Source organism: uncultured Bacteroides sp., from assembly GCF_910586915.1.
Classification (GTDB): domain Bacteria; phylum Bacteroidota; class Bacteroidia; order Bacteroidales; family Bacteroidaceae; genus Bacteroides.
On the sequence record NZ_CAJULN010000007.1, the window covers coordinates 1 to 13,292 of the forward strand.

12 protein-coding genes are annotated in these 13,292 nt (G+C 44.7%); 1 reads left to right on the forward strand and 11 read right to left on the reverse strand.

From position 1 onward, the window contains the following. The 6 genes from ftsY to tsaD form a co-directional block, all read right to left on the reverse strand. Positions 1–751 (reverse strand): signal recognition particle-docking protein FtsY (gene ftsY / locus QZ331_RS04485; RefSeq protein WP_294628404.1); only part of this gene is annotated, 751 nt, incomplete at its 3' end. A 139-nt stretch (positions 752–890) separates the two neighbouring features. After that, positions 891–1,049 (reverse strand): DUF4295 domain-containing protein, encoded by a 159-nt coding sequence (locus QZ331_RS04490; protein WP_294628406.1) that lies wholly within the window; start codon positions 1,047–1,049, stop codon positions 891–893. A gap of 14 nt (positions 1,050–1,063) precedes the next feature. Continuing rightward, positions 1,064–1,252, reverse strand: a complete 189-nt coding sequence (gene rpmG, locus QZ331_RS04495; RefSeq protein WP_002560155.1) for a 50S ribosomal protein L33 — start codon at positions 1,250–1,252, stop codon at positions 1,064–1,066. Positions 1,253–1,273: 21 nt separating this feature from the next. After that, entirely contained in the window at positions 1,274–1,534 is a 261-nt protein-coding gene (gene rpmB, locus QZ331_RS04500) for a 50S ribosomal protein L28 (RefSeq protein ID WP_004314359.1), read from the reverse strand. 122 nt (positions 1,535–1,656) lie between these two features. After that, positions 1,657–2,889, reverse strand: a complete 1,233-nt coding sequence (locus QZ331_RS04505) for a competence/damage-inducible protein A (protein ID WP_294628408.1) — start codon at positions 2,887–2,889, stop codon at positions 1,657–1,659. 64 nt (positions 2,890–2,953) lie between these two features. Beyond that, on the reverse strand, positions 2,954–3,973 hold the full coding sequence (tsaD, locus tag QZ331_RS04510) for a tRNA (adenosine(37)-N6)-threonylcarbamoyltransferase complex transferase subunit TsaD (protein WP_294628410.1): 1,020 nt from the start codon (positions 3,971–3,973) through the stop codon (positions 2,954–2,956). Between the two features lie 200 nt (positions 3,974–4,173). Between tsaD and QZ331_RS04515 the strand changes: the two genes are divergently transcribed. Beyond that, positions 4,174–8,565 (forward strand): translocation/assembly module TamB domain-containing protein, encoded by a 4,392-nt coding sequence (locus tag QZ331_RS04515; RefSeq protein WP_294628412.1) that lies wholly within the window; start codon positions 4,174–4,176, stop codon positions 8,563–8,565. A gap of 64 nt (positions 8,566–8,629) precedes the next feature. Here QZ331_RS04515 and QZ331_RS04520 read toward each other — a convergent pair whose 3' ends face one another. From QZ331_RS04520 to QZ331_RS04540, 5 genes are all read right to left on the reverse strand, one after another. Beyond that, entirely contained in the window at positions 8,630–9,067 is a 438-nt protein-coding gene (locus QZ331_RS04520; RefSeq protein ID WP_294628414.1) for a PepSY-like domain-containing protein, read from the reverse strand. A 198-nt stretch (positions 9,068–9,265) separates the two neighbouring features. Further along, positions 9,266–10,759 carry a proline--tRNA ligase gene (proS, locus tag QZ331_RS04525; RefSeq protein WP_294628416.1) on the reverse strand — a complete coding sequence of 498 codons (1,494 nt, stop codon included), beginning with the start codon at positions 10,757–10,759 and terminating at the stop codon, positions 9,266–9,268. A 146-nt stretch (positions 10,760–10,905) separates the two neighbouring features. Continuing rightward, complete coding sequence (locus tag QZ331_RS04530; protein WP_294628418.1) at positions 10,906–11,436, reverse strand: ECF transporter S component; 531 nt, start codon at positions 11,434–11,436, stop codon at positions 10,906–10,908. Between the two features lie 39 nt (positions 11,437–11,475). Beyond that, positions 11,476–11,880 carry a DUF1893 domain-containing protein gene (locus QZ331_RS04535; protein WP_294628419.1) on the reverse strand — a complete coding sequence of 135 codons (405 nt, stop codon included), beginning with the start codon at positions 11,878–11,880 and terminating at the stop codon, positions 11,476–11,478. A gap of 4 nt (positions 11,881–11,884) precedes the next feature. After that, the gene (locus tag QZ331_RS04540; RefSeq protein ID WP_294628421.1) at positions 11,885–13,288 is read right to left on the reverse strand and encodes an aldo/keto reductase; all 1,404 of its coding nucleotides are present in this window, start codon (positions 13,286–13,288) and stop codon (positions 11,885–11,887) included. Positions 13,289–13,292: the final 4 nt, after the last annotated feature.

Consider the following 13,292-nt stretch of genomic DNA (forward strand, 5'->3'; position numbering starts at 1 on the left):
CAAAAGCATTCTGCCCGGTAGAACCGTCTAATACCAACAAAACTTCGTGGGGTGCATCAGATACCACCTTTTTCATCACATTCTTTATCTTTGTCAACTCATTCATCAGTCCGACTTTGTTATGAAGACGTCCGGCAGTGTCGATAATGACAACATCGGCATTGTTGGCAACAGCAGAACTGAGTGTGTCATATGCAACAGAAGCTGGATCAGCTCCCATTTTCTGTTTGACAACCGGCACTCCTACCCGCTCTCCCCAAATCATGAGTTGTTCCACTGCAGCGGCACGGAATGTATCGGCAGCTCCCAAATAAACAGATTTGCCAGCCTTTTTAAACTGATAAGCCAATTTGCCGATGGTCGTCGTTTTGCCTACCCCATTCACACCTACCACCATAATCACATATGGCTTTTTCGCGATGGGTACGTCAAAATCAGCTACATCGTCCGAATTATTTTCGGTTAATAAAGCAGCAATCTCTTCACGTAGAATACGGTTCAATTCCTGCGTATTCACATATTTGTCTGCAGCAGCACGTTTCTCTATGCGTTTGATTATGTTCAAAGTGGTTTCCACACCTACGTCGGATGTAATCAGTACTTCTTCCAGATTATCCAGCACTTCGTCATCCACCTTTGACTTTCCAGCTACGGCACGAGCTATTTTACTAAATACGCTCTCTTTGGTTTTAGATAATCCTTTATCTAAAGTTTCCTTCTTTTCCTTTGAAAAAAAACTAAAAAATCCCATATCTACGGTTGTTTGTATAATACATTATGCTACAAAGATATAACAAAGGATTGAAAAAGTAAAAAAAGAAGCAACAAAAAATCCTCTCATTGTTTATCAGTGAGAGGATTTTGAATTTATAGCGTGTATGCTATTCCGATTATTTCTTGAAAAAATCTTGTACTTTTTCGTTCGGAACCATTTGTTCATCAAAAACGTAAGCTCCAGTTTTCGGAGATTTTACCATTTTGATAACCTTAGTATAAGCACGACCTTCCTTAGAACCGTCATGCAGAGTTGCTACTGTTTTCTTTGCCATGGGTTATACTTCTTTTATTTAATTTCTTTGTGTACTGTTACTCTCTTCAGAATCGGGTTGTATTTTTTCAACTCAAGTCTTTCTGTAGTATTCTTTCTGTTTTTAGTTGTGATATAACGAGATGTTCCCGGCATTCCACTATCTTTGTGTTCTGTACATTCCAGAATCACCTGTACTCTGTTACCTTTTGCTTTCTTTGCCATTGTAAGTTTTCTCCTCTACGTTTAGCCGATTACTTTAATGCTTTTCCAATCACAATAACCTTTAGCTACAGCTTCAGTCAGCGCAGCATCCAGTCCTTTTTTGTTGATAATACGCAGACCGTTAGCGCAAAGGCTAAGGCTGATCCAACAATCCTGTTCTACGTAATAGAACTTCTTGTTAAACAAGTTCAAATCAAAGGTTCTTTTTGTTCTTCTCTTTGAGTGTGAAACATTGTTGCCAATCATGGCTTTCTTTCCGGTAATTTGACAAATCTTCGACATTTCTATCTTATTTTTATAGTTTTATATCTATACTTATTTCAAACAGGACGCAAAGTAAGCACTTTTATCCGTATAAAACAAGAATTTCTTAAAATAATTCACTTATAAGCAGCTATTTTTCCTTATTTGAGCAAATCTCGAAGCATTAACAACGCATTATTGCCTGCTCTTTCAATGTTCATGGCTCTTCCCCGATTGGTTTCCTGTTTGTAAGTACGAATTTCGTTTTTATAACCAACGGCAATCCAAACAGTTCCTACGGGTTTCTCTTGAGTGCCGCCTCCCGGACCGGCTATTCCTGATGTGGCAACAGCACAGTCTGTATTCAATGCTTTCATCGCACCTTTTACCATTTCAATTACAGTCTCCTCACTTACAGCGCCGTGATATTCTAAGGTTTTGGAAGACACTTGTAAAAGTCTCATTTTTACTTCATTGGAGTAAGCCACTACGCTGCCGTTGAAATATTCCGAGCTTCCGGAGACGGAGGTTAACCGTGCGGCAATGCTTCCGCCAGTGCAACTTTCTGCGGTGGAAACGGTCAATTTCTTCTTTTTCAGCAGCTCACCTACGACAGTTTCTAATGATACATCTTCTTCACTGAAAATATCTTCGCCTAAGATTTCTTTCAGTTTTATTTTTTCACACTCAAGAATCTTTTCGATTTCCTCTTTTCTTTGTCCGCGCCCAGTCAGTCTCAGCCGGATTATTCCGGGCTTGGGCAGATAAGCCAATTTAATACACTCCGGTAAGGCACTCTCCCACGCCTCCAACTTCTCGGCCAATACCGATTCCGGATAGTTCTGTACGAGGAAAGTTTGATGAAGGATTGCGTCTGTCTGAAACCTTTTGTGCAATTCTGGCAATATACTTTCGGTCATTACAACAGTCATTTCCTGCGGAACTCCAGGCATGGACACAAGTACTTTTCCCTCTTTCTCAAACCAACTGACGGAAGCACTTCCCACAGGATTATTGATTACAATGCAATCTTTGGGAACCATTGCCTGACTTTTATTGAGTGCGTTCATTGGAATTTTTCCTGCCAATACCCGCTTTACATTTTCAAAAACCTCTTCGCTGAATACCAGTTCCGTATGAAAATATTTACAAAGCGTCTGCTTTGTTATATCGTCCTTTGTAGGTCCCAATCCTCCTGTGACTAAAACAATATCGACCCTTTTCATCGCATGATCCACCGCTTCCAAAATTTCTTCCTCCCGGTCGCGGATTGAAACAGTGCGCAGCACCTCAATACCTATTTTATTTAACTCCCGTCCCATCCAGGCGGAATTAGTATCGACAACCTGCCCTATCAACAGTTCATCGCCTATGGTTATAATTTCGGCAAACATATTTTCCTGCTTTATTGATACAATCTATTCTCCTTATATATAAGTAAGATGTGTAAAAAACGACTTATAAAGTAACGCGGGAATAAGCCGGAAGTTCAATAGGACAGAATTCTTTATCCAAATATTTGAAATATCCGGTCATGGCAATCATCGCCGCATTATCGGTCGTATAGCTGAATTTGGGAATATATATGTTCCAGCCGTATTTTTCCGCGTGTTCGCAGAATGCATTGCGCAATCCGTTATTTGCGGAAACTCCTCCCGCTACGGCTACTTCCTTGATTTTATATTCTTTGGCTGCTTTCCGCAATTTATTCATCAGGATATCTACAACAGTCGCTTCCAACGATGCTGCCAAATCCATTTTGTGATGTTCGATAAAGTCAGGGTCTTCCTTCAGCCAGTCGCGCAACGAATACAGGAATGAAGTTTTTAATCCACTAAAGCTATAATCCAAGCCCGGAATATGCGGCTTGCTGAATGTGAAAGCCTTCGGATTTCCCTGACGTGCCAGTTTGTCGATAATAGGACCGCCCGGGTATCCTAATCCCATGACTTTCGAACATTTGTCAATCGCTTCGCCTGCGGCGTCGTCAATGGTCTGTCCCAAAATTTCCATATCATTATACGCTTTTACCAATATAATCTGTGAATTTCCTCCGGACACCAACAGGCAAAGAAACGGGAATTGCGGTTGTTTGTTCTCCTCTCCTTCTACTTTAATAAAATGAGCTAATACATGACCTGTCAAGTGGTTAACATCAACTAAAGGAATATCCAAAGAGCGGGCGAATCCTTTAGCGAAAGAAACACCGACAAGCAACGAACCCATTAGCCCCGGACCTCGGGTGAATGCTATTGCGCTCAGTTCTTCCTTAGTGACACCGGCACGTTTCAATGCTTCGTGTACTACCGGTACAATATTTTGCTGGTGTGCTCGTGAAGCCAGTTCGGGGACTACACCACCGTATGCTTCGTGTACGGCCTGACTTGACACTACATTTGACAGCAGATAACCGTCTTTGATAACGGCTGCCGACGTATCATCACAAGAGGATTCGATTCCTAATATTATTGCACTCATAAGATTTTATACTATTAAACGGTGCAAAAGTAATCATAAAACTACGATTCATAACGAACTATTTTATATTTTTGTTCGCAAAATAAAAGTAAACGCTTATCAGAACGCTGAAAAAGACTGTACGCTGGATAGTCGGTATTGTACTGGGAGTATATATCGGGGCTATTATCTTGCTGAATATACCAACTGTTCAGCGAGCAATGAGTTCGTTTGTCGCCAAAGAACTTTCCGGAGTGTTGGGAACTCAGGTTACTATCGGAAGAATGAATATGGGATTGTTGAACCGCATCATCATTGATGATGTATTACTTAACGATCAAAGCGGGGAAGAAATGCTTAAAGTTACCCGCCTCTCTGCCAAGTTTGACATCGTGCCTTTCTTTAAAGGAAAGATTTCCATCAGCAGTGTCCAGCTTTTTGGCTTTAACATCAGTCTCCGGAAGGATACGCCGGATGCTTCACCCAATTTCAAGTTTGTGCTGGACGCTTTCGCATCCAAAGATACGGTAAAAGAAAGTTCGCTCGACTTGCGTATCAATTCGATTCTGATTCGTCGCGGGCGGATGTCCTATCATGTACTTTCGGAAGAGGAAACTCCTGGGAAGTTCAACTCCAAGCATATCCAGCTTCAGAACATCATTGCCAATGTCTCTTTGAAGGCCTTGAACAAGGATTCGGTGAATTTGGGAATCAAACGGTTGAGCCTTGATGAGAGTGCATCGGGGTTCTCCTTGAAAAAGCTGAGCCTGAAATTGGTTGCCAACAGCAAACAGACAAGTATTGAAAATTTTGTCATTGAACTGCCTGAGACCTCTTTAAAAATGGATACCATCCGTTTAGACTATAACAGTTTGCAGGCTTTCAATCATTTTGCCGAGCAGGTTCGCTTTTCATTCCGTACACTTCCGTCACAAGTTACGTTGAAGGATATTTCGCCTTTCGTACCGACCTTGTCACACTTTAAGGAACCGGTCACGTTAGATATGGAGGTACAAGGCACCGCCGATCAGTTGAATTGTCCGCATTTAGAGATTACGGCAGACAATCGGCAATTCCGTCTTCGGGGAGAGGTGTCGCTTCACGATTTGTCACATCCGCAAAACGCATATATATATGGTACTCTTTCCGAACTCTCGGCTAACACCCGTGGCGTCGGCTTTTTGGTACGTAACCTGGGGCACAATTACAACGGAGTTCCCCCTATTCTCGAACGCTTGGGTGACGTCAGTTTCCGTGGAGAAATCTCCGGATATTTTACGGATTTGGTCACTTACGGACAATTACGTACCGGTTTGGGAAGCATAAAGACCGACTTGAAATTAAGTTCGGACAAGAGTAAAGGATTATTCGCTTACTCCGGCGCGGTGAAAACGGAAGATTACAAACTCGGTGAACTGCTTGCCAACGAGAAGTTAGGAGAAATCACATTCAATCTGGATGTATATGGCAGGCACATTGCCGACCAGCTTCCGGCTGTCGAACTGAAAGGGCTGATTGCTTCCGTCGATTATAGTAGATACCGATATGAGAATATTACGCTGGATGGTGAATATAAACGAGGCGGATTCAACGGTAAAGCGATATTGGATGACCCGAACGGCTCCATCTATTTGAATGGAGACATCAATACTGCCTCCAAAGTGCCGACTTTTAATTTTTTAGCGGTAGTAGACAAAATACGTCCCAATGACTTGAATCTCACTGACAAATACTCGGATTCGGAATTTTCTCTGAAACTGAAAGCCAACTTCACGGGCGGTTCCGTTGACGAGATGATGGGAGAAATCAATGTAGATAGTCTGACGTTTACGGCTCCAGACAAGGAGTATTTCATGAGAAATATAAATATTCGGGCAACCAGACAAGACGACGAGAATCAACTGCAGCTGACTTCCGAGTTTCTGACAGCAAGCGTAACTGGAAAGTTTCAATACCATACGCTACCTGTCAGTATGCTGAATATCATGAGAAAGTACGTTCCGTCGTTGATATTGCCGCCCAAAAAGCCGGTTGAGACACACAATAACTTTCTGTTTGATATACATATTTATAATACGGACCTCTTGTCGAAGGTGTTCGATATTCCGCTTACCGTATATACCCACTCCACCGTGAAGGGATATTTCAATGATTCCATGCAGCGTTTACGAGTAGAAGGCTATTTTCCCCGTTTGCAGTACAAGAATAATTATATAGAATCGGGAATGGTGTTGTGCGAGAATCCGGCAGACCATATTCGTGCGCAGGTGCGCTTAACCAATCTGAAGAAAAAAGGGGCAGTCAATCTCTCGCTGAATGCACAGGCGAAAGACGATCGTGTCAGTACGACATTGAATTGGGGAAACAGTGCGGCGGTAACTTATAGCGGACGGTTGGCTGCCGTGGCGGAGTTTCTGCGCACAGAGGGCGAAAAGCCGTTGTTGAAGGCAACGGTAGATGTGAAACCGACGGATATTATACTGAATGATACCTTGTGGAAAGTACATCCTTCGCAAGTGGTGGTAGATTCGGGCAAGGTGAACGTGAATAATTTCTACTTCAGCCACCGAGATCGCTATGTGCGTATCAACGGACGCCTTTCCGACAATCCGCAAGATACGGTGAAGGTCGATTTGAAAGATATCAATATGGGATATGTATTTGATATAGCAAACGTTTCCGACGATGTAAACTTTGAGGGAGATGCGACGGGAACGGCTTATGCGAGCGGTGTACTGAAAAAGCCGGTCATGAATACCCGCCTGTTTGTTAAGAACTTCTCACTCAATCAAGGGCGGTTGGGCGACCTGGATATATATGGCGAATGGGACAATGACAACAGAGGTATCCGTCTGAACGCCTCCATCCGCGATATATCTCCCGCTCCATCGCGCGTCAGCGGTATTATTTATCCGTTGAAACCAGAGAGCGGGCTCGACCTGCATATCGAAGCCAACGAACTGAACCTTAAATTTCTTGAACATTACATGAAGTCCATCGCTACCGACATAAAAGGACGGGGAACGGGAAAGGTGCATTTCTACGGAAAGTTCAAAGGATTGAATTTAGACGGCGCAGTCATGGCGGATGCGTCTATGAAGTTTGATATACTGAATACTCATTTTATCATCAAGGACACGGTACACCTTGCTCCTACCGGATTGACTTTCAACAATATGTATATTTCCGACATGGAAGGTCATGCGGGAAGAATCAACGGATATCTGCGTTTCAAGCATTTCAAGAACATGAACTATCGCTTCGAGGTACAGGCCGACAATATGCTTGTGATGAATACGAAGGAATCGGCCGATATGCCTTTCTATGGAACGGTGTACGGCACGGGAAACGTTTTGCTATACGGTAATGCCATTCAAGGACTGGAAGTCAATGCCGCCATGACAACCAACCGGAATACAACCTTCACTTACATCAACGGCAGCGTAGCATCGGCCACTAACAATCAGTTTATCAAGTTTGTCGACAAGACACCCCGCCGCACTATCCGCGATTCCGTACAGATAGCTTCCCATTACGAGCAGGTGCAACAGAAACGACAGGCGGAAGCTGAGCAGCAGACGGATATCCGTCTCAATATCCTTGTAGATGCTACACCCGATGCGACGATGCGGATTATCATGGACCCGATAGCCGGAGATTACATCAGTGGAAAAGGTACGGGAAACATCCGGACAGAGTTTTACAACAAAGGCGATGTGAAGATGTTCGGTAATTACAGAATTACTCAAGGAGTCTACAAGTTCAGTCTGCAAGAAGTCATCCGCAAGGACTTTGTCATAAAGAACGGAAGCACAATCACTTTTCATGGTGCGCCTTTGGATGCCAATATGGACATACAGGCTGCATATACGGTAAACTCCGCTTCCCTGAACGATTTGATACCTGATGCTTCGACCATCATCCAGCAACCCAACGTGCGGGTGAATTGCATCATGAACCTGAGTGGAATGTTGGTGCGTCCGACCATTAAATTGGGTATCGAACTTCCGAATGAAAGGGATGAAGTACAAACATTGGTGCGCAACTACATCAGCACGGAAGAACAGATGAATATGCAGATTCTCTATCTGTTGGGAATCGGCAAGTTCTATACGGAAGACGCCCGAAACAACAATCAGAACTCCAATGTGATGTCGTCGGTACTCTCTTCTACCCTCTCTGGACAGTTGAATAACGCCCTGTCGCGGGTTTTTGAAACAAACAACTGGAACATCGGAACCAATCTGAGTACGGGTGACAAAGGCTGGACGGATGTGGAAGTGGAAGGAATCCTGTCGGGTCAACTGTTGAACAACCGCCTGTTGATTAACGGTAACTTCGGCTATCGTGACAATCCGATGGCAAACACCAACTTTGTGGGAGACTTTGAAGCGGAATGGCTGATAAACCGCTCGGGAGATATCCGCCTGAAAGCCTATAACGAAACAAACGACCGTTATTATACAAAGACCAACCTCACCACACAGGGCGTAGGCATTATGTACAAGAAGGATTTCAACAAATGGAGCGATTTGTTCTTCGGAAAGTGGAAGCTGCGCAATAAGCGGAAACAGGAAGAAAAGGCTCGCCAACAGACCGATACGACTGAATAAGAAAAGAAAAAAGCCACCGCACTCCGCCAATTGCAGAAACGGGTGGCTTTTGCGCCAAAGAGGTTTAGAAATCAATATCAATCAAATTGAACTGCAAGTCGAACTTTAATTCCACACGATTGGAGAGTTTCACTTCATATTCTTTTTTATCGCGCCCTATGTTCCACACTTTTGTGTCGGGATAATTGGTTGCGATATATTTCCGGATGGCGGGGGGAACAACTGCCGACGGAACGGAAGTGAATTTGCAATTCACCTCTTCCCAATCCCCCTTCTTGTCGAACTCCACTTTATTGCCATTCGTGAAAATCACCTCATAACTTTTATTGAAGAAATCGCTTTCCATCTTTGCCAAAGCCACTTTGCTGTCGGCAAAATGCTGTTTGATGAACCGTTGTGCCGATTGTGGCATTTGAGTAACTTGGATGGGACGGTCGTCGTCTGCAAACGCTACTGTCTGCAATGTAAACAAGCACACTAATAAGAATACTAACTTTTTCATAATCGTTGTTTTTTAAAATTGGTTTTCACTGTAACTATCTATTTAAAACGTAAATTCGGATATAAAAGTTCTATTTCACATAGCAATTTATTGTTCCGTATGGCAATTTCCTCTGACTTATATTGCCAAAATGCAAAAGAGTCCGAAATTCTAACTTAAATTTCGGGCTCTTCATGGGAAATCTATACAGGTTTTATATTAATAAGAACGTGCGAATATCACACGGCAGGCCGACGGTTTGCCTGTAACCATGCATTTACCCGGTTCTTTGTCGCCCGGCACGAAAGAATCGAACGGGATACAGCGAATCGTAGCTTTCGTTTCTTCTTTAATCTTTTCTTCCGTTTCGGAAGTACCGTCCCAGTGAGCCAGTACAAAACCGCCTTTCTCGATTTGTTCCTTAAACTCTTCGTAAGTATCTACTGCCGTAATCTTCGAGTTGCGGTAATCCAATGCTTTCTTGTAGATATTTGCCTGCATTTCTTCAAGCAAATTCTGTACATAAGTCTCAATACCGTCGCACGTGATTGTCTCTTTTTCCAGTGTATCGCGGCGCATCACTTCCATTGTGTTGTTTTCAAGGTCGCGGCCTCCCATTACCAAGCGGACAGGCACACCCTTCAATTCATAATCCGCAAACTTGAAGCCCGGACGTTTGTTGTCCGCATTGTCATATTTCACCGAAATGCCCAATGCTTTCAGTTTGGCAACAATACCTTCTACTTTAGCATCGATTTGTTTCAGTTGTTCGTCATTCTTATAAATAGGAACAATTACCACCTGAATCGGAGCCAAATGCGGCGGCAATACCAGACCGTTATCGTCTGAGTGAGTCATAATCAATGCACCCATCAAACGAGTGGAAACACCCCACGACGTAGCCCAAACATATTCCAACTTGTTCTCTTTGTTCACGAACTGAACATCGAATGCTTTGGCAAAGTTCTGTCCCAAGAAGTGGGAAGTACCGCTTTGCAGTGCCTTTCCGTCCTGCATCATGGCTTCGATGGTATATGTATCCAATGCGCCGGCAAAACGTTCATTGGCAGATTTCACACCTTTCACAACGGGAACTGCCATATATTTCTCTGCGAAATCCGCATATACATTCAACATTCTGACTGCTTCTTCTTCGGCTTCTTCGCGAGTGGCGTGGGCAGTATGTCCCTCTTGCCAAAGGAATTCGGCAGTACGCAGGAACAGACGGGTACGCATCTCCCAACGGAAAACGTTCGCCCACTGATTGCAAAGAATAGGCAGGTCGCGATAAGATTGAATCCAGTTTTTATAGGTATTCCAGATAATAGTCTCTGATGTCGGGCGGATAATCAGCTCTTCTTCCAGTTTAGCGGCGGGGTCTACTACTACGCCCGAACCATCTTCCGCATTTTTCAAACGGTAATGCGTCACTACGGCGCATTCTTTTGCAAAGCCTTCCACGTGTTCAGCTTCACGGCTCAGGAATGATTTGGGAATTAACAACGGGAAGTATGCATTTACGTGTCCCGTCTCTTTAAACATATCGTCTAACTGACGCTGCATTTTCTCCCAAATTGCGTATCCGTAAGGCTTAATCACCATACATCCGCGTACGGCAGACTGCTCTGCCAAGTCTGCTTTTACCACCAAATCGTTGTACCATTGCGAATAGTTCTCGCTACGTTTGGTAAGGTCTTTCAGTTCTTTTGCCATTATATTTTTGTATTTAAAGTTCTTTAAGTACTGTAATAGGGCGCAAAAATACGAAAAATGCATGAACTTCCCTATTCTACATACAAAAATCAGGTAAAAATCTTATGATTGTTACCTGATTCTTGTATACGTACAAACTTGTCTCTTTATCTGTTGGAAAGTAATGAATTACGAATCAAATATTTAATGAACAGATATCCTCCGAATACCTGCAAACACATCCCCGGAACAGCTATACGGAAGTCTTGGACGGCAAGATAGAAACTTCCGGTGATGGCCCATTCGCCCAACGTGCCCAATACCTGATAAGTAAACACTACGCCTGCCAGTATGGCAATGGAGACGCGTTTGAAATGTCGGGCTGCCCAGCCGGCGGCAAGAGCTAACCATACGGATTTCAACAGGATGGCAGGCAGAACTGCGGAAGAAGGCATACCGAACAACAGGGAATTGAGCACCGGCGACAAGATAGCAGTCAGCACTCCTACCTTCCAACCATATTTATATGCGCCGATGAGTGTGAAGAAATAAATCGGCAGCCAGGTTATCCCTCCTTGCGGGATAAGATGAAAGAGTTGGGGAAAGACGATGTTTCCGACAACGAATAGCAAAGCTGCCAAATAGGTATTCACATTACTGTAATCCAGCGAGTAAAGTTTTATTGTTGTTGATTTCATACTCCTTAGTTGTTTGTTATTGACTGTTTTAGAAATAAATCATTGTTTGAGAAAGTCGCGAATCAACGGCAGGATAGTTGCTGCCGACTGCTCGTTGTGGCACAGAGTCTCTACGGGACATCTGGCGGTGCGGGTACGGTTCCAAATAAAAGGAACTTCCTGTGCAAAGCTGACTTTTACGTCCGAAGTCTGAAGCAGACTCAGAGCGTCGGAGCTGACGACGTCCGCATATAACTCCTTTATTCCGCCCAATATCATCAGGGCGGCAGCTCCTTTGCCGACTACTTTGTCGGCTATCAGTGCTCCTTTCAGTAACGCCGGTTCCTGTGTCAGCAAATAATACAAATCGGCTACTCCGCGTTGGGTGAAGGTGTGCGTCTTTCCTTCGTTGGCAATCACGCAGGAATATCCTCCGCTATGCAGCAAGTCGATTAACTCCTTCATTCTATTATAATGTACCCTGTTTCAGTTGTTCGACGAACCGGTCTATCCGGTGCAACTCTTTCGGTATGTTGATGTTTTGCGGACAATGCGACACACACTGGTTGCAGCCGATGCAGTGGCTTGCCTGACGAAGTTTCGGCACGCGGCGGTCGTAACCTACCAGAAAGGCGCGGCGGGCTTTTGCGTAATGCTCGTCTTGCTTGTTCCTGGCAACGTTTCCTTCGTTGACACAACGGTTGTAGTGCAAGAGAATCGCCGGAATATCCAGTCCGTACGGGCAAGGCATACAATACTTGCAGTCGTTGCAGGGGATGGTGGGATATTTCAGCATCAACTGTGCCGTTTCTTCGAGGAAGTCCATCTCTTCGTCCGTCAACGGTTCCAAAGGCGAGTATGTGCGGAGGTTGTCTTGCAGATGCTCCATATAAGTCATTCCGCTCAATACCGTCAGTACGCCGGGAAAAGAACCGGCGAAGCGGAAAGCCCACGAAGCGACACTGTTTTCGGGACGGCGTTGCTTGAGCCGTGCCACTAAGTTGTCGTTCAGTTTGGACAGGCGTCCGCCCAAAAGCGGTTCCATGATGATGGCGGGGATTCCTCTTTTGCTCAGTTCGCCATACAGGTATTCGGCGTCGGTATTCCGCCGGTTGGTGGCTTTGGCGTGCTTCCAGTCTACGTAGTTGAGCTGTATCTGCACAAAGTCCCACTTTATTTCATCGTGGCGTGAAAGCAGGTAATCATACACTTCGATATCACCGTGATAGGAGAAACCGAGGTTACGGATACGTCCGGCTTCACGCTCTTTTATCAGGAAGTCGAGCGTTCCGTTGTCTATGTATCGTCCTTTGAGCGCATCCATACCTCCCATACCAATACCGTGGAGCAACATATAGTCGATGTAGTCGACCTGGAGCTCCGTAAACGACTTGTGATACATCTTGAGCGAAGCCTCGCGCGACCATGTGTCCGGAGAGAAGTTGGACAGTTTGGTAGCAATGAAATATTTGTCGCGGGGATGGCGGCTCAATGCAATCCCCGTTGCCCTTTCCGAAAAGCCCTGCACATAAGCCGGAGACGTATCGAAATAATTCACTCCGTGGGCAATGGCATAGTCTACCAGACTGTTGACGGCGTCCTGGTCGATTACCTCTCCGTTGCCATCGGGTGCGGGTGTGAGCGGCCAGCGCATACAGCCGTATCCCAAGAGTGAAACGCGGTCGCCGGTGGTTGGCGATGTACGGTACGTCATTTTGTCGGCAGGTATCTCCCCTTCTGCCGCAATACTGCCCGAAGCCGGATTACCCTTCGACGAACATCCGTACAGCAGCCCCGTAGAAGTGGCGGCACTGATACCTACGATTTTGATAAAGTCTCTCCTATTTATATCTTTCCTGTTTCTTTCTTCCATAATC

Coding starts and splice junctions, on each gene's coding strand:
- QZ331_RS04490 (WP_294628406.1), bottom strand. CDS start 1,049: ATGGCAAAGAAAACAGTAGCAACTCTGCATGACGGTTCTAAGGAAGGT.
- rpmG (WP_002560155.1), bottom strand. CDS start 1,252: ATGGCAAAGAAAGCAAAAGGTAACAGAGTACAGGTGATTCTGGAATGT.
- rpmB (WP_004314359.1), bottom strand. CDS start 1,534: ATGTCGAAGATTTGTCAAATTACCGGAAAGAAAGCCATGATTGGCAAC.
- QZ331_RS04505 (WP_294628408.1), bottom strand. CDS start 2,889: ATGTTTGCCGAAATTATAACCATAGGCGATGAACTGTTGATAGGGCAG.
- tsaD (WP_294628410.1), bottom strand. CDS start 3,973: ATGAGTGCAATAATATTAGGAATCGAATCCTCTTGTGATGATACGTCG.
- QZ331_RS04515 (WP_294628412.1), top strand. CDS start 4,174: ATGAGTTCGTTTGTCGCCAAAGAACTTTCCGGAGTGTTGGGAACTCAG.
- QZ331_RS04520 (WP_294628414.1), bottom strand. CDS start 9,067: ATGAAAAAGTTAGTATTCTTATTAGTGTGCTTGTTTACATTGCAGACA.
- proS (WP_294628416.1), bottom strand. CDS start 10,759: ATGGCAAAAGAACTGAAAGACCTTACCAAACGTAGCGAGAACTATTCG.
- QZ331_RS04530 (WP_294628418.1), bottom strand. CDS start 11,436: ATGAAATCAACAACAATAAAACTTTACTCGCTGGATTACAGTAATGTG.
- QZ331_RS04535 (WP_294628419.1), bottom strand. CDS start 11,880: ATGAAGGAGTTAATCGACTTGCTGCATAGCGGAGGATATTCCTGCGTG.
- QZ331_RS04540 (WP_294628421.1), bottom strand. CDS start 13,288: ATGGAAGAAAGAAACAGGAAAGATATAAATAGGAGAGACTTTATCAAA.